The following is a 26,355-nucleotide window of genomic DNA, read 5'->3' as shown; positions in this document are numbered from 1 at the left end:
CCCGTTAGTGCAGCGACGGAGAGGTGTAGTGGCGACGGGTGTGCGGCGCATTGCGCCGGTGCGCGCAGCATGTTTGAGGATCGCCAAAGCGATCCGACCTCATCAAGATTATCAAGGGCGTGCATCCCGTCGGCGCTACGCATCGGAGTATCGCCCCGAGAGGCGGAGCAGGGCGTTCCCGCAGCGAAGCTGTGGGATGCGACCCTCGGCGGGGCGAACCGTACGAGTCGTCGCCCCGGGCTCCTGCCGAACGCCGGCGGTCGCATCCCAGCGACGCTGGGAAGGCTCTGCTCCTCGCCTCGTACGGCACGGCGAAGCCGGCGCTGTGCCGGGTGTCTTTTCCTTTGCTTACTTTCGTTTGGACAAGCAAACGAAAGTGAGTCGCGCTGCAGCGCGAAACAGAACGTTCGACGACCTCGTGAGTGCCGAACGACTCGCGCGTCGAACCAGGCCGGTAAAGGCCGCTCCACTTGGCGATGTCGGCTTACGGCCTTTGGCCTAAGCCGACCTACGTGTGGAGTCGCGTTCATGCGGTGGCGTCCCGGTCCGCGTTTTCGGCATCGAATAGCGCGTCCAGCGCTTCGACCAGCGCGGTATCCGGCGTGTCGGTGAATACGCCCGCGCTCGTCTGGCCATCCATGGCCCGTACGAACAGATACTGCACACCACCCAGATGCCGGGCGGGGTCGTAAGCCCCGCCCAGCGCCTGGCGCAGATGGCGGTGCAGGGCGACGGTGTAGATGAGGTATTGCAGGTCGTAGTGGGCACGCCCGATCGCGCGTTCGAGCGCTTCGTGGCGATAGGCGCCGGGCGTGTCGCCGAGGCGGTTGGTCTTGTAGTCCAGCACGTAGTAGGCGCCGTCGTGTTCGACCACCAGATCGATGAAGCCCTGCATCAACCCATAGAGCGTCTGGTTCGGCGCGCCGCCGAGGGCCGCGGGCAGATAGCCGGCGGCCCGCAGCGTATCCACCAGATCGCCGAGGCGATTGCCGCGCAGGCGCAGCATGAATTCCATTTCCGCGAGACAACGCGCGGGCTCGAGCGCGGCCAGCGGGCCGAGATCCGGCAGCGGCGCGTGCAGGGTGCGGGCGATGAGCGCGGCGGTGTCGTCAATACGCGCATCGCGTTCGTCGTCGCCGATCAGGCCGTACTGGCGCAGCGTTCGGACCAGATAGGTGCGCGCTTCCTCCGGCAACGGCGCGCCCGGCGCGGGCCAGGCGATGCGTTCGTCGTTGCCGACCCAGGCTTCGAGCACGTCGTGCACCGCCGAGCCGAAGCGTACGCCGGACAGGCGGGCATCGAGCGCGGGCAGCGTGCCTTCGGCGTCGGCGGTGAGCGTTTCGCCGGCGCTGCCGGTCAGTTCGTCCTCGGCGCCGGGTTCGGGCAGTTCCGCGGGGCGATGCTCGGCCGGCGCATGCGCCAGCCGCGAGAAGCTGTAGGTCGACCAGCGCAGGCGCGGCGTGGGCAGGTCGTGGCGTGCCTCGGCGAGCGTATCGGTGGCATTCGGCGCGCGGCGTTCGACGCGCGGCGCGGGCTGTTCCACGTCCAGCGGCTCGACTGCGATCTGGTGCGGGTGGCGCTTTTCGAGTTGTTCCAGCGCGGCGTCGGCCGTGCCGCCGTCGCGGGCGAGCAGGTTCGCGAGCGCGCTCGAAGCCGTCGTCGGCGCATCGCGCCAGCCGAGCACGATCGCCTGTTCGGCACGGGTGAGGGCGACATAGAGCAGGCGCAGCGCTTCGGAGCGGGCTTCCAGCACGGCCTGTATGCGGTGCGTGTCGTCGTCGCCGACGAGATCGATCATCGCGCGGCCGCGCTCGTCGTGAAAGATCAGCGGCGGCTTGTCGGGCGCGCCGGCGGTGCCCAGCCACAGCGCGAACGGCATGAACACGATCGGGTACTGCAGGCCCTTGGCGGCGTGCACGGTGGTAATGCGTACCAGATCGGCATCCGATTCCAGGCGCAGCTGGCTGTCGTCCTCGATCGCGCTCGCGCTGCCTTCCACGGCCGCGGCGATGCGTTCGTCCAGCCAGCGGTTGAGGCTGGCCATGCCGAAGCATTCGGCTTCCGCGCCGGCCAGCAGTTCGCCCAGCTGCAGATAGTTGCTCATGCGGCGTTCGCCGTCGGTGAGCGCGAGCAGGGCGGGCGCGGCGGTGACGAACAGCCGTTCCAGTGCGGTGAGCACGCCGCGCGTGGCCCAGGCTTCGTGCAGGACGTGGAACCGTTCGATGGCCTGCTGCATGGCGTGGTCGTCGTCGGCCAGGGCGATGAGATCGGCCAGGCGCTTGCCGAGCAGCGCGGTGGGCTGGGCCGCGCGTACGGCCATGGCATCGTCCGGCGCGGCCATGGCGCGCAGGATCAGGCGCAGATCGTGGGCTTCTTCGGTGGCGAATACCGAATCGCGATGCTGGCAGACGGCCATGATGCCGGTGGCCGCGAGCGCGGCCTGAATGGCGGTGGCTTCGTGGTGGCTGTTGACGAGGACTGCGATATCGCTGGGCGCGAGTGCCGACGTCTGGCCGTCGCCGCTCTGCCAGCGGGTGCCGCCGTCGAGTAGGCGGGCGATGGCCGCCACGGTATGGTCGATGAGCCGCGGCCGGTCTTCGCCTTTCGTGCCCTTGCCGCCGGTGAGATTCCAGACCGACAGCGCGGCCATCTCCCGGCCGTCGGCATCGACGAGGCGTTTGTCGTTTTCGCGACGGCCGGCCTCGACGTGGGGAAAATCGATCGCGTCGACCAGAAACGGCGTGTCGCCCGGTAGCGCATAGAGCGCTTCGATGGCATCGAGCACGCCCTGGGTCGAACGGAAATTGGTGGTGAGCGTATAGCGCGCGTCGTCCGCGGCCCGCGCGGCGGCGAGATAGGCATAGATATCGCCGCCGCGAAAACCGTAGATCGCCTGTTTCGGGTCGCCGATGAGCAGCAGCGCGCCGCGCTCGCGCGGGCGTTCCAGATAGATACGCGACAGGCTGGCGTATTGCAGCGGGTCCGTATCCTGGAACTCGTCGACCAGCGCATAGGGCCAGCGCGCGTGCAGGGCGTCGGCGAGCGTGTCGCCGGTTCCGGGCGTGATGAGCGCGGCGTGCAGGGCGGCGATGAGATCGTCGAAGCTGTATTGGCGGCGCTCGATCTTGCGCTGGGCGGCGCGAGCGCGCACAGCGCGTACGGCGTCGTCGATCGCGGCCAGCCGGGCGAGCGGCTGCAGCTCGGCGAGCAGCGGCAGGGCGGCCAGATCGGACAACGGCTCGGCGAATGCCTGGTACTTGGCCGCCTTCTTGAAATGCGGCGCGGGGTCGGCGAGTGCCACCACCCAGTCCGGCAGGGCCGGTATCGAACCGGAGAGCGTCGCGTTGCGAATGCGACGGTCGATCGCTTCGACTTCGGTGTGGATATCGTCAATGCCCGCAAGCGCCTTGTAGAGCGCCGCACTCTTGAGCAGCGCATCGGCTTCGATCGCCTCGGCGAGTGTCGCCGCCAACGGTTCGGCCGTTTCCGGCCAGTGCTGGGCGAGTTCGGCCTGCAGCGCGGTCAGGCGTTCGCGGTCGATCCCCGCGAGCTGGATATGCGGGCGGTTCAACAGCGGCGCCAGCGTGGCATAGAGCGCATCCGGCGACGGCCAGAGCGCGAGGATATCGCCGGCTTCGTCGGCCGCGCCGAAGACATGTTCGCGCCAGTAGTCGGCGGCGGCTTCGCGATAGATCGACGGGTCGTCGATGGGCTCGCCGCGGTCGAAGGCGAGCGCGGATTCGAAGGCGTTCTCGGTGGCTGCGCGCTGGGCGAAGCCGTGGATGGTCACGATCGTGGCTTCGTCCACGCGGGCGGCGGCATCGGCCGCCCGGCGCGCGAGCGCGGCCGCGGGTTCGTCGCTGGCCTCGAGAATACTGCGGGTGAAATCGTGTTCGGCGTTGCCGGGCACGGCCAGTTCGGGCCTATGGGCGATACGTGCGGCATCGGCCAGGCGCGCGCGAATCCGTTCGCGCAGTTCCTGGGTGGCCGCGCGAGTGAAGGTCATCACCAGAATTTCGCGCACGCTGGCGCGCTCTTCCACGATCAGGCGCAGATACAGCCCGGCGAGGCTGAAGGTCTTGCCGGTGCCGGCGCTGGCCTCGATCAGGCGCAGGCCGTGCAGCGGCAGCGTGGCGGCCTCGAAGGGCTGGCTAGCGGTCATCGCGAACGGCGCATGCCGGGGAATCGATGGCGCGGCAGGATTCGAATGGGTGAGGATGAGGCGGCATCGGCTGTCGCAGGCAATCAAGCGTTGTCATCAGGCTAGCGCCCGGCCGGGTCATTTGGCGACCCGGCGTGCCGGCGAGCGTGTACGCGCATCAACCGCCGCTCTTCTGTTCGCTCTGGGCACGGGCCCGTTCGATGGTCTGGCGTGCGTCGCGCAGCGTGTCGGCATCGGTGGCCTCGACGGTTTCGCTGTTGCTGCGGTCCACGCGACATAGCCGCGCGACATAAGGGAAATGATCCGAGCCGAAGTTGTCGCCGCGAATCAGCTCGGTGACGTCGAAGCCGGCTTCGTAGAATACGTGGTCGAGCGGCCAGCGCATCCAGGCCGATTGCGCGTCGTAGGTCGGCAGATAGCCATAGCCGCGGCGCGGGTCGACCAGCCGCGCGATCTTGCGCATCTCGGTCACCGCTCTTTCCCACGGCGTGGCGTTCAGATCGCCGGCGATCACGCCGGGCCGGTCGCTGTCGCGCAGCAGCAGGCCGGCCTTGAGCAGCACGCCATCGCGGCCCAGCGCGGACTGCGACGGATGCGGCGGACGCGGGTGGATACCCAGAAAATCGATCTGCTCGCCGGTGCGCAGCTCCACCTCGGTGACGATCTGCGGCGTGTTCTGGCCGGCCAGATGGCGCACCGCGCTGGAATGCAGCGGCAGGCGCGAATACAGGGCGATGCCGAAGTACGAGCCGGTGGTATGGGTGATCGTATGCGGCATGGCCTGCTCGAGTGGCGAAAGCGCATCGAGCCACTGGTCGTTGGCTTCGAGGACCACGAGCACATCGGGCGCGTAGCGGCGCACCTGCTGGATGAGCCGTCCGTCCGGGTCGTTGCTCAGGCGCACGTTGGCGACCATCACCGACAGGCGTTGGTCGGGAGCGCAGTCGGTGTCTTCGAGCCTGCCGTGCAGCGGCGCGTAGGGCAGCAGAATCACGGCGTGATAGATCAGCGTCGCCAGCATCACGGCCATCAGCGACAGGCTGGCGTAGCGATAGCGGCGCACGAAGCAGGCGGCGAGCGCGATGAGGACCACCAGCAGCAACGCGCTTTGCAGGCGCGGAAAATCGGTGATGCGAATCCACCAGATATAACTCGGCACGAGCGGCAGCACGCTCGCGATCGACAGGCCGATGCCGGCCGTGGCCACGAGCGCGAACGCCGCGATACGCAGAATTTTCATGCGATTGATGATCCCTCGACAGTGTTTTGGCGCGGCAACTTACGCGGTTGGCTGCGCACGCGACATCCGGAATTGTCTCAATCGCTGGCCTCGACGGCCGCGAGGGTCACGTTCAAGGGCCCGCTGATCGCCTCGATGGCGCGGATGAAGGGGCTTTGTTCGGCGCTTTCGCCCAGCGGCGCATCGTCGTCGCCGAGCAGGCGGGCGAAATACGGATCGCGCGTGAGGTGGTGCGGAAAATATGCGTCCGGCTTGAAGCGAAAGCTCACGTTGTCGAAGGCCTTGTTCTGGCCCGGGTCGTATTCGTCGTCGAGATCGGGATGATAGGCCAGCGGCTGCTGCTGGCCTTCTATATATAGCCCGATCAGCTCGGCGAGGATCCGGCGCGCCGTTTCGGCATCGACACGGCCGGCATAGCAGGCCGGCTCCAGTGTTTTCTTGCGGGGGGCGAAGCCGGCCATTTCCAGGGCCACGTCGTGGCCGCTGGCGACCACGGCCAGATAATCGATCCAGTAGCGCAGGCGAAAACGGGTCTTGAGCTTGCCGGTACGCAGCCGCCGCAGGGCGTGGGGCCAGCGCTGGGCGACCCGGCCGGTCACCCGGATGCCGTCGATGGCCAGATCGATATCCACGCTTTCGGGCGTGCCCTGGTCCTTCCAGGCCTGCCAGATGGGCAGCAGGGCGTTCACGGCCTCGGCCTGGTCGGCATAGTTGGGGTCGGCCAGCGGCGGCGGGGGCAGCGTGCCGCGGGCGCGTTCCAGGGCGCTGGGCACGCTATCCACCGTGGCCAGATCCTGGGCATCGGCAGACTCGAACAGGTTCTGGCGCAGGCTTGCCGCGGCCAGCGGGTCGAGCGCGATCGGCTCGGCGTCGTCGAGGCGCTGGTCGTCGATATCCAGATCGAGCTTGATGCGTTCGCGAAAGAACGCCCGTGGCGGGTGGTCGAAGAAGCGTTTCAGGCTGTCCAGGTCGATCGCTTCGATCGGCTCGACGAGCGGCGCGGTGGCGGAATCGAGCAGCGGCGCGGGGCGCGTGCGCGGCTTGATCGCCGCATCGGTGGCCGCGCGCCACTCGCCGGCGAAGGTGAATATCCGTGCGTCGGCCGCGTCAGCAGTGAAATACCGCGGCGAGAACGGCTGCATGGGCTGTTCGTGCACCAGGCGCTTGCGAAACGCGGCCGCGGTGTGGTCGCGAAAATAATAGCGGTGCACGAATTCCAGCGTTTCGCCCACGATCGGCGAGGGCGGCAGCGTTTCGCCGGACTGCATGTCCTGGCCGAGATAGCTGATATAGAAAGCATCGCGCGCGGCGGTGAGCGCCTGCAGAAACAGCAGCCGGTCGTCGTCGCGGATATTACGATCGCCCAGGCGCGGCGCGTCGAACATGACGTTGAAGGCGCGGCCCGTGTCCTGGCGCGGAAAGGCGTCGTCGTTCATGCCCAGCACGCAGACCATGCGAAACGGCACGGCCCGCAGCGGCACCATGCCGCAGAAGGTGATTCCGCCGGCCAGGAACGGCTGGCGCTCAGCGGCGGATTCGAGCGTGGCGCGCAGCATGTCGCGGACCGCCGGCCAGGAAATACGCCGGTCGTCGGTGAGTGGGCGCTCGCGGGTACAGCGCTCGGCGGTTTCGAAGCGCGCGAAGACGCTGCACAGGCTGTCGACGGCGCGTTGTTCGTCGGCCGCGTCCGGCGCGGGTTCGATCAGCGCATCCAGCAGGGCATTGAGCCGGGTCTGCCATTCGCCCGGGGTGGCGGGTTCGGCCAGATCGTTGGCACTCGCTGCCAGGGTCTGTTCGAAACGCCAGAGCTTGCCGAGGGCCGCGGTGATGCCGCCTTCCAGATCGGCCCAGGGGGCCACGCCGGCGGTCAGCGTCTGGTCGTCGGACTGGGCCACGCCGAGCAGGAGCCGGTCCAGACCGAACCGCCAGCTGTTCTGTGCGAACGCGCCGGCGCCGAGTGCATGGCGGTGTGCGGCGTCGCGGCCCCAGCGAATGCCGGCCTCGCCCACCCAGTCGGTGATCGCATCCAGTTCGCTGGCCGACACGCCGAAGCGGCGCATGACCGCGGGCACCGCCAGCAGGTCGAGCAGGGTGCTGGCCTGCCAGCGCCAAAGGGGCAGATCGAGCAGCGCCGAGACACAGGTCACGATCGGGTGCGCGGCCGAGCGGGCGCGGTCGGCAAGCCCGAACGGCAGGTAGCGGTCGGCCGGGGCGCCGCCGAACACGGCCTCGATGGCCGGTGCGTAGGCGGCCACATCCGGCAGCATCACGATGATATCGCGCGGGGCGATGCGATCGGACGGCTCGATGTCGCCGGCGGCCACGTGTTTGTCGTCGGCGGCCAGGCGATCGAGCAGCTGATCCTGCAATACCTGTATCTCGCGTAGCGGGCTGTGGCAGGCATGGACCTCGAAAGAGCTGTCGTTTTCGGCCATGCCCTGTTCGGCCTGAGCACAGTCCAGACGCACGATATCGGTCTGGATACGATGCAGCAGGCTGTCGTCGCCCGGCACGTCGTAGGCCATCAGCTCGCCCAGCTCGGGTTCGACCATGCCCACAAATTCGTCCGAATAGAGCACGCGCACGGTATCGCGGGCCATGCGCCCGAGCGCCGAAAGCAAGGGGTGGCCGGCTTCGACCGCCGCCTCGCCCGGCAGCGGTTCGCCGTCGTCGTCCGTGGCCGGCAACTCGAGCGCTAGCCGGCCGGCGGTGATATCGCCCCAGTAGGCCTCGCTCGGGTTCGGCAACAGGAAATACACGTCGATATGTTCGGCCAGTGCATAGAGCAGGCGCAGATGATCGGGGGCGAGCGCGACCAGCCCGAAGCAGTAGAGCGGGTTCGGGCATTGGCGCACCAGGCGTTGTTGCAGGGCGGTGTCGCTCGCCAGCCGGCGGATGAAATCGGTGAGCACGCGCGCGCGGTGGCGCGGGCCGAGACGGTCCTCGCGGGTCAGCCAGCGCCAGACCTCGGCCTGCCAGCGGCCCGGGTGGGTCGCGGGTGTTTCGCCGTGTTCCCAGCGCGTGAGCATGTCGGCGCGATAGATCAGGTACTGGTCGAACACATCCGCGAGCTGGCGGGCGAGCTGATAGCGGCGGATCTCGTCGACCGGCGTGCCCAGATAATCCGCCACGGCTGCGATTTCGACGGCCATGGCGGGCAGCGACGCATAGAGATGCCAGACCAGACAGTCGGCTTCGAAATGGTCGCCCTCGTCGGCATTGTCCACCACGGCGTGCAGCAGCGCCCAGATGAACTCGCCCGGCAGGCGGCCGTCGATATTGGCGGCGATGCCATCGCTGTGTGCCAGCTGGATACGCAGCCAGCGTCCGATCCCCGCGTTCGGCGCCAGCACGGTATCGCGCGCCAGCGGGGGTACCGGGCGGTTGTGGCGCAGCGCGCCGAACAGTTCGGCCAGACGCGACAGATCGTTGTGGTGGTAGAGATAGAACATGCCGCGCGTGTGTGCTTCCGCTTAAAGCGTGTGCGGCCAGTCTAACGGCGCCGAGGGTCACACGCCGACCCACTCGCACAAAGCAGGCGCATGGGTGCATGATCACCGTGATCGACGGCTACCCAGCAATACCGCCATGACCGAGCACTCGCAACCCCTCGACGGCCAATGCCACTGCGGCGGCGTGCATCTACGCCTGCGCCTGAGCGACGGCCTGCGCACCGCGCGGCGTTGCAACTGTTCTTACTGTTCGATGCGCGGCGCGGTGGCGGTGTCCGCGCGGCTTGGGGATCTGGAGATCGTCGACGGCCAGGCGCTGCTGTCCTGCTATACCTTCGGTACCGGCACGGCCAAGCATTATTTCTGTTCGCGATGCGGGATTTATACGCATCACCAGCGGCGTTCGAACCCCGAGGAATACGGCGTGAACGTCGCCTGTCTGGCCGGAATGAGCCCGTTCGATTTCGCCGAGGTGGCGGTCTACAACGGCCGAGAGCATCCACGCGACGCCGTCGGCGATGGCTACGACCCGCTGGCCGGCACGTTGCGTTATACCGCGCATCGGCGCGATCCCGGCTAGGTTCGGCGTGTGGCGCGTTAGTCGCGCTGGGCGAGAATCACGCTGGATGCCTTGAACAGGGCGGTGGCCGTGTCGCCTTCGGCCAGGCCCATGGCGTCGGCCGACTCGCGCGTGATCACGGCGGCCAGCGTGGCACCGCCGGGCAGGCGGATGACCACCTCGCTGGCGACATCGTCGACCGTAAGCGATTCCACCGTGCCGACCAGCCGATTGCGTGTCGACAGCTTTGCCCGGCTCAGATCGCCGGCCGCCACGACCACCCACGAGGCCTTGATCAGCGCGGTGATCGCCACGCCGTTCTCCAGACCGAGATTGTCGGCGCTGGCCCGGGTGATCACGGCGGTCAGGTGGTCTCCGCCGGTCAGTGCGATCTCCACCTCGGTATTGACGGCGGCGTGGCGCAGCTCGATCACCTGGCCGAGCAACTGGTTGCGGGCACTGGTCAGCATGGCGAGACGCTCCATCAGATGCATGTCGTCTTCCAGATGGCGTACCCGGCGGTTGAGCCGTTCCAGAAACCGAGCCTGTTCCTCCTCGGCGGCGCGATAGGTACGCACGAGTTGCCGGCCGCGGGCGGTCAGCTGACTCCCGCCACCGCCGGAGCCGCCGGCACTGCGTGCGACCAGTGGGGTGTCGGCCAGATTGTTGATGGCGTTGATCGCGTCCCACGCGCCCTTGTAGCTCAGCCCGACCGCCCGGGCCGCTGCGGCGAGCGAGCCGGTGGCCGCGATCTGTTCGAGCAGGGCGACCCGCTGGCTGCCGATACCGCCGCGGCGCGGGCCGATCCGGAGCTGGCTGTCGAGATGGGCGGGCGAGTCGTCCATGGGCAGTGGCCGCTGGGCACAGGCCGCGAGAATAACCGAGCCCATGCCGGGCTGTCTTCAGGGCCGTGCGAGGCGCGGCGCCCTGGTTCGTCCAGTCGGCATGAGCGCCGCCTGGCGGCTCGCCCTTCGGGCCGGTCGCGTGTGCGCCCGTTCGGCCCGCGATACGGGCCGTCGAACCGGACTTGTTTGCTTGTCGCAGGTTCGACGATTCACCCAGACCATTCCCGAGCACCGACCTGCGGCCGGCGCTCGGGAATGGTGTCCCTGGCAGGAGTACTCGCCGCGTGGCGGCTCGCCCTTCGGGCCGGTCGCGTGTGCGACCGTTCGGCCCGCGATGCGGGCCGTCGAACCAAGCTTGTTCGTTTGTCGCAGGTTCGACGATGCAACCAGACCATTCCCGAGCACCGACCTGCGGCCGGCGCTCGGGAATGGTGTCCCTGGCAGGAGTCGAACCTGCGACCTGCCGCTTAGGAGGCGGCTGCTCTATCCTGCTGAGCTACAGGGACGGCAGCGCGTAGCCTACCGCAGCGTTGCGTTTTTCTCGACCGCGACAGACGCGCCGTTCCAACCTTGGGGCGGTGCAACGGGCCGCTCGGATGGCTCAATCGGCCTCGGCCTTGCCGTAATCGGCGAGATCGATCTCGGCGCGCACGCTGGAGGCATCGTCCAGCGAGATCTTGATCCGGAAGCCCAGGCTGCGCGCCAGCGACAGCATGGGCTTGTTCTGGGCCAGCACGTCGCCGTAGACAGTACGGATCTCGCGCGCGCCGGCCTGGCGCAACAGACAATCCAGCAGATGGCGGCCCAGCCCCACGCCGGTGTGGTTGCGGTGGACGAGTATCGCGAACTCCGCCTCGTTGCCGTCGGGATCCGCGATGATCGTACCCATGCCGGCCAGCTCGTCGGGCCGGTCGTAGGCACTGACGACCAGCGAGACCTCGCGGTCGTAGTCGACCTGCGTGATGCGGGCGGCCATGTCGTGTGAGAAATGCCGGATGTAGTTGAAGAACCGCAGGCGGATCTCTTCCGGGCTCAGGCTTTCCAGCAGATCGAGCACGGCGGGTTCGTCGGAGGGACGAATCGCTCGCACGATATAACGCTGGTTGTCCTTGAGCGCGACGATATGGCGCATGCGTGCCGGGTAGGGCGACATGGCCAGACGCTGGCGCTCGGCCAGCGGGGCATCGGTGATCTCGATCAGGCTGTCCGAGGGCGCCTGCAGCCGTCCGCGCGGGCCCACCGCCACCCGCATGTCCAGACCGGCGACCTGGGGCAGGTCCACCACGAGCTTGCCCAGCCGCACGAGCGCCTGGGCGAGTGCTTCGAAGGCCGCGCGCGTGCCGCGCAGGCGTGCCGCGCTGGCACCCAGGAGCATGCGCCGGGCGAGCAGGCCGTCGAGCGGCGCGAAGCCGTAGGCCGGGTCGATACCCAGTGTTTCGTCCTGCACGCTCAGAACCATGCCCAATTCGGCATGGCGGAAGGCTCGCACCCGAATCCGAACGGCCGATTCCGCCGGGTTTTCGCCCACGATGCCGTAGGCGGTGAGCAGATAGGCGGCTTCGTCGGCCGACAGCCATTCGACGCCGTCGGCGGCCAGGGTGACCAGTCGCTCGCGCAGGGCATCCACGTCGGCAGTGACCGTCGGATCGGGCGGCGGCGTGGCGGTGAGCAGTTCGCGGGTCAGCCGGTACTGGGCGCGATAGCGCACCGCGCGCACCGCCTCGTCGGCGGAGGCAAAGGTCGCCAGACGCGCGGCCGCGCTGGCCTGGCGGGCGCGCTGGGCGGTATGCAGGCCGAGCCAGACGGTCATCAGGCGGGGGCTGATCTCGGCGCCGACGATCGCCTCGACCATTGGCTCATGCGGTTGGCCGGCCACCGGGCTGTGTACGAACAGCACGGCATCCATATTGCGCGTATCGGCGGTCGCCACCTTGAGCGCGGCCAGTATTTCGCCGGTGTCGGCCGGACCCAGGTCGACCGATACGCCGTGATCCCGGGCGGCAGGCGCATCGTCGGCGAGCGCCTTGCGAGCATCGGCACCCAGACGTGCCGGTTGCAGGCCCTGGCGCAGCAGCGCATCGGTACCCAGCGCACAGGCGCCGGCCCCGTTGCCCATGACCACGACCCGGTGATGGGTGACGGTCGGCAGCAGTTCCAGCGCCGCCAGGCCATCGAACAGCCCGCCGAGATTTTCGCATTCGACCAGACCGGCACGGGCAAACGCCGCGGAGCGGGCCGGGTCCGGGCCTTGCGGGCCGTCGTCAACCGCACGCCGGGTCTGGAGTACGAGCACCGGCTTGACCCGTGCGGCGGCGCGCGCGGCCGAGACGAACTTGCGCGGCGAGCGTATGCGTCCAACCTGGAGCACCACCGCTCGGGTGCGCGGGTCGAGCGCGGCATAGTCGAGCAGGTCGGCGATATCGATATCGGCCTCGGAGCCGGTACAGGCCATCCAGGAAAAGCCGATATTGCGCCCCAGGGCCCAGTCGAGCGCGGCGGCCGCTAATGATTGGGACTGGGTGATGAGCGCGACCTTGCCCGGGCGGGGCGCCAGCGCGAGCGTGCTGAAATTTCGCTCGGTGCGCGTCTGCACGACCCCGGCGCTTCGGCCACCGAGCAGGCGCAGGTTGTAGGGCCGTGCCGCGCGCAGGACCTCGCCGCCGATCCGTGGCTCGGCCGACCACAGCACCGCGCGACAGCCGCTCCGGCCGAGCGCATCGACGGTTCGCGGGGTCGCCCAGCGCGGATCCATGACGATGGCCATCTCGGCATCGAAATCGGGTAGCCGCAGGCTGCGTGTCCGGGTGACGTGACAACGCTGTTCGGCCGGCAGGCTGGCCTCGATATTGGCCACCAGCTGCTGTTGGGCATCGCCCCGCGGCTTGCCCAGCACGAGCACGCGCTCGCCCTTGAACAAGGCGTCGATATTGCGCAGCGTCATGGCACGAGCCGGCGGTCGTGCAGGGGTCCGGTACGGATCGGGCTCGATTTCATGGCGCCATCACAGCAGGGTTGAGCGGCCGGCTCAAGCGGCGCAGGCGCGGCGCGATAGAATGGGCCGACCCAATTTTCGGAGATGGCCCATCGCCCGGTTGAGCGGGATATTCATCGCCAGCGAACGCGGCCGCCCCATGCGGCCGTGCGACCGTGCCACCGCGGTGGCCGGCCGCGGGCTCCACGGCGATCGATACTGGGCCGGGGTCGGCACCTTCTCCGGGCGTTTCGAAGTGCGTGCCGGGGCACGCGAACTGTCGCTGATCGATACCGCCGCACTCACCGAGTGCAATCGTCGTCTGGCGGCGGCCGGGCATGCGGGCGTCGCGGCCGCGGCGCTGCGCCGCAACCTGCTGGTCGACGGTCTGGCGCTGTCCGAGCTCGTCGGCCAACGTCTGGTGGCGGCCGGCGTACAGATCGAAGTGCTGACAGGCTGCCCGCCGTGCGGGTATCTTTCGCGACTGCTGGGCGCGGACATGCGTCGTGCCCTGTACCGGATCGGGGGTGTGCGCGCCCGTATCGTGCGCGGCGGCGAACTGCGCGTCGGTGCTACCGTCGCCGCCGGCTGACCGATCGCCCGTCATCGACGACAGGAGGCCAAGCGCCATGCCCGAGATCGTGCTGCATCACTTCGCGGCTTCGCCGTTTTCGGAGAAGATCCGGCGTATTCTCGGCTACAAGCAGCTGGCCTGGGCGTCAGTGGAGATCCCGCGGATCCTGCCCAAGCCGGAACTGATGCCCCTGACCGGCGGCTACCGACGCACGCCCGTGATGCAGATCGGGCGCGACGTGTACTGCGACACCCGTCTGATCGCGCGGACGCTGGACCGGCTCGCGCCGGAACCGCCGTTGTTCGTCTCCACCCTGCGGGCGAGCATCACCGCGCTCGAACGGTGGGCCGACCAGCAGCTGTTCCTGGCCGCCATTCCGGTGTTGTTCCGGCCGGCGGGTCGGGCCGCGCTGGTCGACAAACTCGGCGCCGATTACCTGGAGCGGTTTCAGGCCGACCGGGCTGCGTTGTTCCGCGGCGGCCATGTCGGCCGGCCCGACGACCAGTTTTCGCGCGGCCTGTGGGAGCCGGCGATGGCCGATCTCGACGCGCAGCTGCACGAACAGCCGTTTCTGCTCGGCCAGACACCGACGCTGGCCGATTTCGCGGTCTATCACCCGGTGTGGTATGTCCGGGGCAATGCCGGTGTGGCGGCCACGCTCGACGCCTATCCGCAGCTGGTGCATTGGTTCGAGCGCATGGGCGAGTTCGGCCACGGCCGCTCGGAGCCGATGACCGGCGCGGACGCGTTGGCGCGGGCTCGCCACTCCGACTGCTGGCAGCCGGTTGCCGACACGCGGGACGCCGCGTTCGGCCCGCACCTGGGCCACGCGGTCGAGGTGGCCGCGACCGATTACGGCGTCGACCCGGTCGTGGGCCGGCTGGTTCAGATCGATGCGCATACGGTGGTCGTCGAGCGTGAGGCGCCGACCGTCGGCCCGCTGCGTGTGCATTTTCCGCGCACCGGCTTCCGGATCCGGCTGACCGGCTGACCGGCTGACCGGCTGAGCCTGCGCCCGACTTCGCCGCCGTCGATCCGCAATTGGCCGGATTCTCCTGCCAACGGCGGTGCGTACAATAGCTGTGCGAATCGACCTGCCCATTGCACACGGACAGGCGCTGGCGTGACCGGGAGATGACGATGGGTGGCTGTGGCGGTGAATCCCGCGCGTGCGCGCGCTGTGAAGGTGCGCTCGATTTCGATTTCACGATGGCGTTTCAGCCCATCATCGACGTGGCCGCCGGACAGGTACACGCCTACGAGGCGCTCGTGCGCGGTCCGGCCGGCGAATCCGCGGCCTCGGTGATTGGCCAGGTGACCCCGGCGTCGTTGTATCGCTTCGACCAGGCCTGTCGCGTACGGGCCATCGAGATCGCCCATCGCCTGGGCATGACGTCGATGCTGTCGATCAACTTCCTGCCGAACGCGGTCTACGACCCGCAGGCGTGTATCCAGGCCACGCTCGAGGTCGCGCGCCGGCTGGGCTGGCCGACCGAGCGCATCAGCTTCGAGATCACCGAAACCGAGTACGTGCGCGACCGCCGACATCTGCAGAACATCGTCGTGTCCTACCGCTCGATGGGCTTTCAGACCGCGCTCGACGATTTCGGCACCGGCTATGCCAACAACGATCTGCTGATCGAACTCACCCCGGACTGGCTCAAGATCGATCGCCGCTTCATCGACGGGCTGGATGGCTGCCCGCGTCGCCAGGCGATCGTGCGCAGCATCATTTCGCTGGCCGACGGCCTGGGTATCGGGGTGATTGCCGAAGGCGTGGAAACGCTGGCCCAGGCGCGTTGGCTATATCAGAACGACGTGCCGGTGCAGCAGGGGTTTCTGTACGCGCGGCCGACGGTCGAGGCGCTGCCCGAGTGCTCCGACGCCTTGATCGAGGCCGTTCGCGCCGACAGCTGAGCGCGCGCTCAGGCGCGGATATAGGCCCAGCCGTCGCGCTGGCGCTCGGCGATATGGACCACCGCCGCCGGCACCTGCGGCCACGCCGCCGGCGCATCGAGCCCGTTGTTGCGCAGCGTGTTCGCACACACGCGCAGATGCCGATCGGTGGCATGCGGGCAGGCCAGGGCCGCGGCGACGGCGCCGGCGTTGATCACCAATTCCAACTCGGCGTTTTCGATAGCGGCCAGGAAATTGGCCGCATTGCTGCGCGCACGTGCCAGCGACGCCTCATCGGCGGCATGGATGATCAGTCGGAGCGGCTGTTCGGTCATGGGATGCCTCCGGGGCGGGCTAGAGCGCATCGGCGACACGCTGGGCGAATGTCTGCAGCCGATGGTCGTCGCGCTGGCGCGGATAGCCCACCGGAACGGTCTCGTCGAGGACCAGACGGGCCGGACTGCCGCGCAGCACGCAGACGCGTTCGGCCAGATAGGCCGCTTCGGCGATATCGTGGGTCACGAACAGCACGGCCATGCCCAGGCGTTTCCAGACCGCCAGCAGCTCATCCTGGAGCCGGCTGCGTGTCAGGGCGTCCACCGCCGAGAAGGGTTCGTCCATGAGCAGCAGCTGTGGACGGACCGCAAGCGCCCGGGCCAGGCCGATCCGCTGAGCCTGGCCGCCGGAAATCTCGTGCGGCCAGCGGTCACCGAGATCTTCCATGCCGATCAGGGCCAGTACCTCGTCAATCCGTCGTTCGCGTTCGGCGCGTGACAGGCCCAGTCCGGTCAGCCCGTAGCCGACGTTCGATCGCAGCCGGCGCCACGGCAGCAGGCGGGTGTCCTGAAACACGAAGGCCGTCGCTCGGGTGCCGCGTGACGTCGGGCTCAGGGCGCGAATCGCCCCTGCGGTGGGCGCGGTCAACCCGGAAACACAGCGCAGCACGGTGGATTTACCCACACCGGAGCCGCCTACCAGCGCCACGAACTCGCCCGGCGCGATCCGGAAGTCGAGATCCGTGAAGATCGGCCGATCGCCGCCGGCATAGCCGAAGCCGACCCGTTCGAATTGCAGCAGGGTGTCGCTCATGGCCGCCACCGCAGTACCGCGTTCTCGACCAGGCCGAACAGCGCGTCCGAGAGCGTATAGATCACCGAGATCGCGAGCATGTAGACCACGACCGCATCGTAGGCGCCGACCCCGGCGGCGGAATTCATCTCCTGGCCCATGCCCGGTACGCCGAGCAGTTCGGCCGCGATTAAGGTCATCCAGGCCTGGCCGACGCCGGTGCGCATGCCCGAGAGAATGCTCGGTGCCGCACCGGGCAGGGTGATGCTGGTCACGCGGCGCACGAAGCCGCCGTGGCCGAAGGCGCGCGCCAGCTCGTAATAGCGCGGATCCACGTCACGCACACCCGAGGCGGTGGCGAAGTAGTTGACCCAGAACACGCCGATGGAAATCACGAACGCCGCTCCGGCATGGCTGACCTGAAACCAGGCGATGGCGAAGATGACCCAGGCCAGCGGCGGGATCGGTCGCAGGATACGCGCCAGCATGTAGTGCACATCGTCGAACCAGCGCGCGCTGGCAGCGAGCAGGCCGACGGTAAAGCCGAGTACGGTGCCGACGCCCAATCCCCAGACATAGTGAACGAGGCTCGACCCGATGGCCGGCAGCAGACGGCCGCCGCGCCATTCGCTGAGCAGGGCGCCGGGCACCGCGAACGGGTCCGGGATGGTGCCGCGCGGTGCCCAGTTGTAGAGATAGGCCAGCTTCCAGACGACGATGAACGCGGCCACGCCGGCCAGCCCCAGCAGTATCCGGCGTAGTCCGGCGGTGCTCGTATGCCGGTCGGGCACGGCCACGCTTGTCTGACGAGCCACGCTTCAGCCGGCCGTGGCGGTGCGGATCGAGACCTGCGACGCGCGCCTCATCGGGCCGCGTGGCCGCCGGTCGGGTCGCGATCGAGCGCATCGTAGAAACGGGTATCGAACATGGCCTGGATATCGGTATCGGTCTTGAGCGTGCCGGTCTCGCGCTGGAAGTCGCGCATACGCTGCGTGCCGTCGATGATCCGGTTCGGATCGGCCACGAAATGATCGGCCGATTCACGGACCGCATCGGCGACGATACGGCGTTCGAGCCGGCCGCCACCGACGTGCTTGTGTACGGCATCGATGGCCGACTCGTCGCCCGATCGCAGCTTGTCGGTCGCCGCGGCATGAGCGGCGACCAAGCGTTGGACGACCTCCGGATGGGCCTCGATGAAGGCCGACCGGACCGCCACCACGGCTCCGGGCTGGCCGGGGAACATGTCCTCGCCGCTGGCCACCACCCGTGCGTCGCTTGCGCGCTCGCGCACGATGGAAACCACCGGCTCGAGGATCGCCGCCCCGTCGACCGCACCGGTCAGCAGCGCCTGCTGGACCTGCGATGCGCCCTGATAGATGACATCGATCGCGTCGCGATCGGCGCCCAGCTGTCGGGTCAGCCAGTAGTCGAGCACGGTCTGAGGCACCGAACCGACCGGGAAGGTCGAGATACGCGCGCGGCGGCCGTTGTCCTGCTCGAAGCGGGAGAACGCCGTCGCCGGATCGCCGTCGTCGAAATAACCCGCCAGCGGGCCCAGCGCCACGAAGCTGATCTGCTCGATGATGTTCGAAGCCACCACCTTGATATCGGCGCCCTTGCCACGCGCAACCATGGTCGGGCCGATGCCGAAATAGGCGATATCGAGCTGGCCGCCGAGCAGCGCCTGGACCATTGCCGGGCCGTTCTGGAACGACACCAGTTTGGGTGTGACGCCGGCGCGCGCCAGCGAGCCGTCCTCTAGGCCGACGAACAGCTGTGCATCGGGCAGGATCGGCATATAGCCGATTTCCGCGCTCACTGTCTGATCGGTGGCCTTGGCGTCGGCGCCGGTAGCAACCCCGGTGTCCTCGGAAGAACAGCCCGCCAGAACGCTCGACAGGGCGACGAACAGGCCGACGGCGACAAGGCGGACAGACGCGGAAATTCGATACATGGCGTGCAAGCGGCTACAACGGGACGACAGTAGATACGTGCGCCGGGCAGCCGTTACAAAGACGCTTTTCGTCAATGCTTATAACGAACGAGACTGACAACGCGCGGGATACGCGTCGTCCCCCGGCCACGCGATGCGGCGCGAATCTTGCCACAGCGCGTTCGCGGGCGACAGTCGCGCCGCCGGCCCTGATGCGCGCGATACCGGCTTGAGGCGGCCCACCGGGTTGGGTAAGGTCGCGCTCCGTTGCCACGGCGAGCCGCCTGGTTCGCTTGCGCGAAATACCGACGCGATGACCGCGCCGGGCCGACCGACATGGGTCTTTGATAGTTATGTGGATACGTAATCTCTGTGTATTTCTCGGCACCGAAGCGTTTGCCTGGAGCGCGGCCGATCTGGAAGACAAGCTGGCCGATGCGCTGTGCCCCGAGTGCGGCGACCAGGCAGTGAGCGTTGCCGGCTTCGTGCCGCCGATCAAGGGCGAGCACGCGATGACGCATGTCGTCGACGGTCTGGCCGTGTGCGTGCACCAGGAGATCACCCGGGTGCTGCCCGGCGCGGTGCTCAACGAAGAGGTCGAAGAGCGCATCGAACGGATCGAAACCGGCGAGGGCCGGAAGGTCAGCCGTCGCGAGAAGGCCGATATCCGTGATCAGGCCCACTTCGAACTGCTGCCGCGGGCGTTCACCCGTTCCAAGCGGACGCCGGTGATCATCGACCTGCGTGCCAACCGTGTCTGGGTAGACGTCGGTTCGGAAAAACGCGCCGAGGACGTCGTGGCGCGCCTGCGTGAAGCGCTCGGTACGCTGCCGGTCACCCGGCCGGACGCGCGCGTGCGCCCGTCGGAGGAGATTTCGCGCTGGCTGGAAGACAGCAGTACGCTGCCCAACGGCTTCGAATGCGGCGATCGCTGCGTGCTGGAGTCCGACGACGAGGTCAAATCCAGCGTGCGGGTGACCGCCATGGACCTGCAGCGCGAGGAGGTGCGGGCTCATCTGGCAGCCGGCATGCAGGTGGTCAAGCTCAACGTCGCGGTCGACGACGCCATCGAGTTCGACCTGGACGAGAACCTGGATCTCAAGCGTATCCGAGCGCTGGACCTGATCCAGGACGATCTGGATTCGCTCGATGCCGAAGACGCCGTGGCCGAACTCACCGCGCGGGTGGCGTTGCAGGGCGAAGCGCTGCGCGGCGTGCTCGATCGGCTGTATACCCATTTCGGCGTGGCCGGGGAGACCGAACCCAAGGCGGCCTAGGCCTGCGCGACGATGTCGTTCGATACCACCGAGGCCAACCGCCGCTCGGGCGCCTTCGCCGATCGCGACGAGCTATGGCTGTTCGGCTACGGCTCGCTGATCTACAAGGCCGGGTTCGACTATATCCGTCGTACGCCGGCCACGATCACGGGTTGGCAGCGGCGCTTCTGGCAAGGCTCGCACGACCATCGCGGTACGCCCGAGGCCCCCGGTCGGGTGGCCACCCTGGTCGAAGCCCCGGGGGCCGGTTGCATGGGCATGGCCTATCGCATCACCCCGGCGGTGTTCGATCATCTCGATCACCGCGAGAAGAACGGCTATCTGCGATTCTCCACGCCCATGCAGCTGGCCGACGGCGGCGTCGAGGACGGCCTGGTCTATATCGCGACCGCCGACAACGCCGCCTGGCTCGGGCCGGCCTCGATCGATGCCATCGCCCGCCAGGTGCTGGTATCGCATGGCCCGAGCGGCGCGAACGTCGACTATGTCCTGAAGCTGGCCGAATCCCTGCGCGAGCTGGGCGCCGACGATGCGCATGTCTATGCCATCGAGGCCCGTCTGCAAGCCCTGGCAGGCGCCGACTAGCCGACTAGAGCACGACCAGCAGAGTGCCGATGACCACGCCGGTCACCGCCATGATGATCACGCAGAAGCCCATGATGTCGCGCGCCTTGAGCCCGGCGATCGCCAGCGCCGGCAGGGCCCAGAACGGCTGGATCATGTTGGTCCAGGCGTCGCCCCAGGCAAAGCCGGTGACCACGTCCGGGATGTGGGCGCCCAGCGACTGTGCGGCCTCGACCAGGATCGGCCCCTGTACCGCCCACTGGCCGCCGCCGGAGGGGATGAAGATGTTGACCACGCCCGCGGACAGGAAACTCAGCAAGGGCAGGGTCTGGGCATTAGAGACGCTCACGATGGCACCGGCCAGATCTGTCGCCAGTCCCGACGCACTCATCATGCCCATTATCCCGGCATAGAACGGGAACTGGATGAGCACGCCGGTCACCCCGCGTACCGCTTCGTCGAGGGTGTCGAGAAACCGTCTCGGACTGCCGTGCAGGGCAAGGCCCAGGAAGATCAGCACGAAGATGACGATATTCAGGTTCAAGCCACCGCCGGTCAGGGCATAGGCGATGACGGCCGCAAAGCCCAGCGCAGCACTGATCCAGGCCAGCCACTTCGAGCGCTCCAGGCGTTCGGCCGGCCGCTGTTCGTCGGCGCGCCCGAGATCGGCCGGCTTGTCATCGAGCTGGTCGCTGCGCACGGTCACCGGCCGGTCGATGCTGCGCATCATCAGCCGACAGGTCAGCGGCAGCACGATCAGGATGACGGCACACAACACCAGGTTCAGCGGGCTGAAGATCGTCTGACTGGTCGGGATCAGCCCGATCTGGTCTTCGAGGAAATGGCCGGGCGTGGCGATGACCAGCGGGGCGGCCGCGGACAGGCCCGCATGCCAGATGATGAAGCCCGCGTAGGCGCTGGCCACCAGCAGGCGGTAATCGACATCGTCGACCCGGCGCGCCAGTTCGCGCGCCAGAATCGCGCCGATCACCAGCCCGATGCCCCAGTTGAACCATGTGACCACGAGCGTGATGAAGCTGACCGTCATGACCGCGCGTCCAGGGGTACGCGTCACGCTGGCGATACGATCGACCAGATGCATGAACAACGGGGTCTTGGCGACGGTGAACCCGGTCACGAGCATCAGCGTCATCTGCATGGCGAAGCTGAGCAGATTCCAGAATCCGTCCTGCCAGAATCCGAGCATGGCCACCGGCCCGTGGCCTTCGAAGATCATGCCGGCGGCGAACACGATCAGGGTGATCAGCAGCACCAGGATCAGCGGATCGGGCAGGTAGCGATCGAATGCGCGTACGCAACCGTTGGTAATGGACTTGAGCATGGTGCGGGCCCCCTGGGAGTTTGAAAGTCGGTTCAGTCGTTGTGATGGTGGTCGTAGACCAGCACGGCACTGGCCAGGTCCTCGAGCGCGGTGCCCACCGCCTTGAAGACCGTGATCTCGTCATCGCCGCCCCGGCCGGGATGCATGCCCCGGCAGAGCGCGGTCAGATCGGCCTGAATATCGTTTTCCTGCAGGCTGCCCTGGGCGATCGGGTCGATCAGGTCGCCGCTTTCGTGCACCGCGGTGGGTGCATCCACGAACACGCGGCCGCGCTCGAAGACCGTGTTGTCGGCCTCGCGCATGGCGGGCGAGAAACTGCCGATGAGGTCCACGTGGACGCCGGGCTGCAGCCAGGCGCCGCGAATCAGCGGCTCGGTGGACAGCGTGGCACTGGTGATGCAGTCGGCGGTGCGCACGGCTGCTTCCAGATCGTCGGCCACTGCAGCATCGAAGCCCTGGTCGCGCAGTGAATCCACCAGGCGCTGGGCGTTGCCCATGCTCTGGTTCCATACGGTGACGCGCTCGATCGGGCGCACGCTGCGGTACGCCGCGGCCATCAGCGAACCGATCCGGCCGGCGCCGAGAATCAGCAGGCTGTCCGCATTTTTGCGCGCCAGATACGAAGCCCCCAGCGCCGAGGCCGCGGCGGTACGCCGCGCGGTAATCTGATCGCCGTCGATCAGCGCCAGATGCTGGCCCGTATCGGCGTCGCACAGCAGGTAGCTCGCATGCAGACCCGGCAGGCCCAGCTTGCCGTTGCCCGGAAACACGCTGACCAGCTTGATACCCATGTACGGGCCGGACCAGGCCGGCATCAGCAGCAGGGTGCTGTCGGCCGCGTTGCCGACGCCGTGGTGATGATGTCGCGGCGGGACGTCGCAGCCGGCGATGAACGCCTCGCGCAGCGTGGGTACGAGGCGCTCGAAGGACAGCGCGCGGCGGGCGGTGGCGGCGTCGATGGTCAGCATTAAGACAACAACCTCTGGGAATGACGGTTTGACGACGGACAGCGGGGCGCGTCGGGATAGCACCTCACGCGTCGAGCTCGATATCGGTCAGTGGCACGGCCTGACAGGTCAGGCAGGTATCGGGTTCGACCGGCGCGATACCGGCCGGCGTGTGCACGCGGCCGGCGATGATGCGCAGCGCGCAGCTTTCACACTGGCCGACACGGCAGCCGCTGGGCAGGCTGAGCCCGGCCTGTTCGGCGCTTGCCAGAATCGTGCCCTGGTCCGGCGACCAGTCGAGGGTGACGTTCGAGCGGGCCAGCCGAATCCGGCGCGGCGCAAGCGCGCGTGCATCGGTCGGTGCCGGCGGCGAGAATGCCTCGGAGAATATCTCGAAGGCAAAGACACCGCGGCCGACCAGACGTGCCCGCAGGTCGGTCATCATCGCCGCCGGGCCGCACAGATAGAACCGGGCGCGGGCTTCGAGCCAGCGTGTATCGATTACGGTGTCGTCGATACGCCCGGCGCGATCGTAATCGTGGCCCAGACGATCGTAGCGGCCCGGGGCGCTGTAGATATCGATGACCTTCAGGCGTGGCAGCCGCTCGGTCAGTTCGGCGATCCGTCCGGCGAACGCGTGGCTGGACGCACAGCGATTGGCATAGAGCAGATGGATGTCGGGCATGTCCTGCGGCGTACCGACCGCCAGGGTTTCCAGCAGCGACAGGAAAGGCGTGATGCCGATGCCGCCAGCGATCAGCACGATCGGCGCGGTATGACGCACGGGCAGTCGGAACATGCCGGCAGGCATGCGTGCGGACACGATATCCCCGACCGCCAGCGCATCGTTGACATGGTGAGAGACCAGGCCGTTCGCCGACGGGCCATCGCCGACCAGCCGCTTGACGCTGATCCGGTAGCGGCCCGGTCGGGGCACGGCTGGACCCGACAACGAATAACACCGCTCGTGCCGGCGGCCATCGGCCAATATGAACGAGAGCGGCAGGTGCTGGCCTGGATGGAATGGCGCGAGTGCGGCGCCATCGACCGCGGCCAGGGTAATGGACACGATGTCGGCCGTCTCGCGCTCGATCGCGGTCACCCGGAGTGCGCGCAGGCCCGACCAGTGTGGCCGGTCATCGAGCGGGCGGACCTCACAGGTCGCCGATCGAAGCGCAATCGCGCCGCTGAGAGGGTCGCGCCGGGCGCTATCGAAAACCGCATTGATATTGCGGCTGTGCGCGCCTTCGATCGGGGTGTCCGACAGGCCGAGATCCGTACAGCCCTGCCACCAGCCGTAATCGGCGATGACCACGTCCTCGGCCAGATCGGTATCGAACCGTGCACGCAGGGTTACACGGGCCCGGTCGCCGCTGAGCTCGACCCACTGACCGTCTTCGATGCCGCGTGATTTGGCCGTGGCCGGGGCAAGCGCCACACGCGGGTCGGGCGAACGTCGTCGCAGGCTGTTGATGTGGCGGTGCTGGGAATGACAGTAGTAGCCGTCCTTGACCGTGACCAGACGCAGCGGCCGGTCGCCGTCCTGCGGGCCGGGCGGTGTATAACAGGGCACCGGCGGATAGCCGTGGCGGTGCAACCGTTCGGCATAAAACGTCACGCGGCGGGTATCGGTGGCAAACCCGGCCACCCGGCCGTCGGCATCGGTCCGTGCGTATTTGCAGGGCGCGCTGTCGACGGCAACCTGCAGGCCGGCGGGGCAGGCCCGCAGTGCGGCGACATCCAGACCGAGCGGGGCGAGCATGTGGTTCCAGCCGGCCTCGATATCGCCGCCGAAAAACGCCTCGCCCAGGCCGAGCCGGTCGGCCAGCGCCATGACGATCTCGTAGTCGGCCCGCGATTCGCCGCGTGGTGCGACCATGCGGGGGCGCAGCTGGATATGACCGGCCGCCCGTTCGTCGATCTCGAAGCCCGGTCGCAGCCCCTCGCGCTCCCAGGGGGTGTTCACCGGCAGCAGGATATCGGCGTAGCTGTTGGTCGGGGTATGGAACAGATCACAATGAACATGGAAGTCCAGTGCCTCGAGCGCACGCGCGCCGAGCGCCGGATCGGGCTGCGACACCAGGAAATTGCCGCCGAAGCCGAACAGCGCACGGATACGATAGGGCCGCTCGGTAAGGGCGGCGTCATAGACATCTGCCGCCGTCACCCAGCCGTTGGCCGCGGGGCCGAGCGGCCGTTCGGCCCGGCCCAGGGCCTTGTCGCGCTGGCACGGGTCGAGCAGGGAAATGTCGTTGACACGACGGATCGGCAACGGGCCGTGGATCCGGTTGCCGCCCGGGCGATCGAAGCTGCCGGTCAGGGCGTATAGCGTGGCAATCGCGCGCTCGGTCTGGGTCGCGTTGTCGTGCTGGCCGATACCCGTCCAACCGTGGTAGCTGACCGCGTCGCCGGCTGCCATGATCATGTCTGCAGCGCGTTCGATATCCGTCTCTGCCAGGCCGGTCTCGGCCGCGGTGCGGGCCGGCGTCCAGCTTTGACAGGCCTGGCGGTAATGCGCGAAAGCCGGCCGACCGCGCCTGCGCTGGCCCCGGCGGTCGATCAATTCATGACAGCCGTGGAGGGCCAGCCGCGCGGCCAGATTCGTGTCGGTGGCGCGACGGGTGTCGATGGCCACCGCGCGGCCGGTTTGGCTGTCCCAGCCGACAAAACCCGTTGCGCCGGCGGTGAGTTCGTCGGCGCGTACAAACCGCCCGGACGCCTCGTCGACCAGCAGCGGTGCGTCGGACCAATGGCGCAGGAAAGCCTCATCGTAGCCTCGGCGTTCGATGATCCGTTGCGCCAGGCCCAGGGCCAGCGCGCCGTCGGTGCCGGGGTGGATGGCCAGCCACAGGTCGGCGGCCCGGGCATGGGCTGTCGCCCGCGGGTCGACGACCAGCAGCGCGCCGCGCGTGTCGCTATCGCCCAGGGTGCCGGCCTGACTGAGCCAGGCGGTGGACGGGTTGTGGCCCCACAGAATGTTCAGCCGGGCTTGGGCATAGTCGGCCGTGGGCATGGCACAGCCGAAGGTGAACGCATGAGCGAAATCCTTGTGCCAGTTGCACAGCTCGGTGGCATAGATCGTGTTCGGGCTGCCGTACAGGCGAATGAACCGCTCGACCCAGTCGATGCTGTCGGACATCGGTGTGCCACTGGGCGTGGTGACCGAGAAGGCCACGCCCTCGGCGCCGTGGCAGTCGCGAATCTCCGCCAGGCGATCGGCGATCTCGGCCAGAGCCTTGTCCCAGCCGATACGCTGCCAGCCGGGATCGGCCGCGCCCTTGGGCTGGGTCCGGCGCATCGGATAAAGCAGGCGCTGGCCGCTATGCACCAGCTCCGGCGCGGCGCGTCCCTTGGCACAGGTCGCGCGGCCGGTCGGGTGGTCCGGGTCGGCCTGTACCTGGATCAAGCGGTCGTCGACGACCGTATTGAGCGTGCCACAGCGCGAGCGGCACAGGGTACAGAAGCCGGGGATGGGCGCCTTCACCGGCTCGTATGGTGTGAAACATGCATGGTTTCACCCTA

18 protein-coding genes and 1 tRNA gene are annotated in these 26,355 nt (G+C 68.0%); 6 read left to right on the top strand and 13 right to left on the bottom strand.

What is annotated here, in order from left to right; translation table 11 throughout:
- Positions 1–526: 526 nt before the first annotated feature.
- The 3 genes from recB to recC all read right to left on the bottom strand — a co-directional run bounded on the left by recB (position 527) and on the right by recC (position 8,854).
- On the bottom strand, positions 527–4,162 hold the full coding sequence (gene recB / locus T31B1_RS09565; RefSeq protein ID WP_353249254.1) for an exodeoxyribonuclease V subunit beta: 3,636 nt from the start codon (positions 4,160–4,162) through the stop codon (positions 527–529).
- Between the two features lie 157 nt (positions 4,163–4,319).
- Positions 4,320–5,402, bottom strand: a complete 1,083-nt coding sequence (locus tag T31B1_RS09560; RefSeq protein ID WP_353249253.1) for an endonuclease/exonuclease/phosphatase family protein — start codon at positions 5,400–5,402, stop codon at positions 4,320–4,322.
- Positions 5,403–5,479: 77 nt separating this feature from the next.
- Positions 5,480–8,854 carry an exodeoxyribonuclease V subunit gamma gene (gene recC, locus T31B1_RS09555; protein WP_353249252.1) on the bottom strand — a complete coding sequence of 1,125 codons (3,375 nt, stop codon included), beginning with the start codon at positions 8,852–8,854 and terminating at the stop codon, positions 5,480–5,482.
- A gap of 136 nt (positions 8,855–8,990) precedes the next feature.
- Between recC and T31B1_RS09550 the strand changes: the two genes are divergently transcribed.
- Positions 8,991–9,434 carry a GFA family protein gene (locus T31B1_RS09550; RefSeq protein WP_353249251.1) on the top strand — a complete coding sequence of 148 codons (444 nt, stop codon included), beginning with the start codon at positions 8,991–8,993 and terminating at the stop codon, positions 9,432–9,434.
- 17 nt (positions 9,435–9,451) lie between these two features.
- Here the strand turns inward: T31B1_RS09550 and T31B1_RS09545 are convergent, their stop codons facing one another.
- The 3 genes from T31B1_RS09545 to T31B1_RS09535 all read right to left on the bottom strand — a co-directional run bounded on the left by T31B1_RS09545 (position 9,452) and on the right by T31B1_RS09535 (position 13,199).
- Positions 9,452–10,303, bottom strand: a complete 852-nt coding sequence (locus T31B1_RS09545; protein WP_353249250.1) for a TOBE domain-containing protein — start codon at positions 10,301–10,303, stop codon at positions 9,452–9,454.
- Between the two features lie 384 nt (positions 10,304–10,687).
- Positions 10,688–10,764, bottom strand: a tRNA-Arg gene (locus T31B1_RS09540).
- A gap of 95 nt (positions 10,765–10,859) precedes the next feature.
- Positions 10,860–13,199 (bottom strand): bifunctional acetate--CoA ligase family protein/GNAT family N-acetyltransferase, encoded by a 2,340-nt coding sequence (locus tag T31B1_RS09535; RefSeq protein WP_353249249.1) that lies wholly within the window; start codon positions 13,197–13,199, stop codon positions 10,860–10,862.
- Between the two features lie 190 nt (positions 13,200–13,389).
- Between T31B1_RS09535 and T31B1_RS09530 the strand changes: the two genes are divergently transcribed.
- From T31B1_RS09530 to T31B1_RS09520, 3 genes are all read left to right on the top strand, one after another.
- Positions 13,390–13,821 carry an MOSC domain-containing protein gene (locus tag T31B1_RS09530; protein WP_353249248.1) on the top strand — a complete coding sequence of 144 codons (432 nt, stop codon included), beginning with the start codon at positions 13,390–13,392 and terminating at the stop codon, positions 13,819–13,821.
- Positions 13,822–13,858: 37 nt separating this feature from the next.
- A complete protein-coding gene (locus tag T31B1_RS09525) occupies positions 13,859–14,794 on the top strand; it encodes a glutathione S-transferase family protein (RefSeq protein ID WP_353249247.1) in 936 nt (311 codons plus the stop codon).
- Positions 14,795–15,012: 218 nt separating this feature from the next.
- The gene (locus T31B1_RS09520; RefSeq protein ID WP_353249246.1) at positions 15,013–15,720 is read left to right on the top strand and encodes an EAL domain-containing protein; all 708 of its coding nucleotides are present in this window, start codon (positions 15,013–15,015) and stop codon (positions 15,718–15,720) included.
- Positions 15,721–15,728: 8 nt separating this feature from the next.
- Here the strand turns inward: T31B1_RS09520 and T31B1_RS09515 are convergent, their stop codons facing one another.
- From T31B1_RS09515 to T31B1_RS09500, 4 genes are read right to left on the bottom strand one after another with little or no spacing between them, the layout of a single operon-like run.
- Positions 15,729–16,034, bottom strand: coding sequence for a DsrE family protein (locus T31B1_RS09515; protein ID WP_353249245.1), 306 nt, complete (start codon positions 16,032–16,034; stop codon positions 15,729–15,731).
- Between the two features lie 19 nt (positions 16,035–16,053).
- A complete protein-coding gene (locus T31B1_RS09510) occupies positions 16,054–16,788 on the bottom strand; it encodes an ABC transporter ATP-binding protein (RefSeq protein ID WP_353249244.1) in 735 nt (244 codons plus the stop codon).
- A complete protein-coding gene (locus tag T31B1_RS09505) occupies positions 16,785–17,582 on the bottom strand; it encodes an ABC transporter permease (RefSeq protein ID WP_502950951.1) in 798 nt (265 codons plus the stop codon). Before T31B1_RS09505 ends, T31B1_RS09510 begins: the two co-directional genes overlap by 4 nt.
- A gap of 47 nt (positions 17,583–17,629) precedes the next feature.
- On the bottom strand, positions 17,630–18,724 hold the full coding sequence (locus T31B1_RS09500; RefSeq protein ID WP_353249243.1) for an ABC transporter substrate-binding protein: 1,095 nt from the start codon (positions 18,722–18,724) through the stop codon (positions 17,630–17,632).
- 332 nt (positions 18,725–19,056) lie between these two features.
- Here T31B1_RS09500 and T31B1_RS09495 point away from each other — a divergent pair, with 332 nt between their 5' ends.
- Positions 19,057–19,980 (top strand): recombination-associated protein RdgC, encoded by a 924-nt coding sequence (locus tag T31B1_RS09495; protein WP_353249242.1) that lies wholly within the window; start codon positions 19,057–19,059, stop codon positions 19,978–19,980.
- A gap of 12 nt (positions 19,981–19,992) precedes the next feature.
- Positions 19,993–20,565 carry a gamma-glutamylcyclotransferase gene (locus T31B1_RS09490; protein ID WP_353249241.1) on the top strand — a complete coding sequence of 191 codons (573 nt, stop codon included), beginning with the start codon at positions 19,993–19,995 and terminating at the stop codon, positions 20,563–20,565.
- 4 nt (positions 20,566–20,569) lie between these two features.
- Here the strand turns inward: T31B1_RS09490 and T31B1_RS09485 are convergent, their stop codons facing one another.
- The 3 genes from T31B1_RS09485 to T31B1_RS09475 all read right to left on the bottom strand — a co-directional run bounded on the left by T31B1_RS09485 (position 20,570) and on the right by T31B1_RS09475 (position 26,317).
- Complete coding sequence (locus T31B1_RS09485) at positions 20,570–21,886, bottom strand: short-chain fatty acid transporter (RefSeq protein WP_353249240.1); 1,317 nt, start codon at positions 21,884–21,886, stop codon at positions 20,570–20,572.
- 32 nt (positions 21,887–21,918) lie between these two features.
- The gene (gene lhpI, locus T31B1_RS09480; RefSeq protein ID WP_353249239.1) at positions 21,919–22,854 is read right to left on the bottom strand and encodes a bifunctional Delta(1)-pyrroline-2-carboxylate/Delta(1)-piperideine-2-carboxylate reductase; all 936 of its coding nucleotides are present in this window, start codon (positions 22,852–22,854) and stop codon (positions 21,919–21,921) included.
- A gap of 64 nt (positions 22,855–22,918) precedes the next feature.
- Entirely contained in the window at positions 22,919–26,317 is a 3,399-nt protein-coding gene (locus T31B1_RS09475) for a molybdopterin-dependent oxidoreductase (protein WP_353249238.1), read from the bottom strand.
- Positions 26,318–26,355 lie beyond the last annotated feature (38 nt).

Origin of the sequence: Salinisphaera sp. T31B1 (genome assembly GCF_040361275.1) — a bacterium.
In the GTDB taxonomy this organism is placed as follows: Bacteria; Pseudomonadota; Gammaproteobacteria; order Nevskiales; family Salinisphaeraceae; genus Salinisphaera.
The sequence above is the reverse complement of the archived record's forward strand: the minus strand, read 5'-3'. Positions and strand labels throughout refer to the sequence as shown.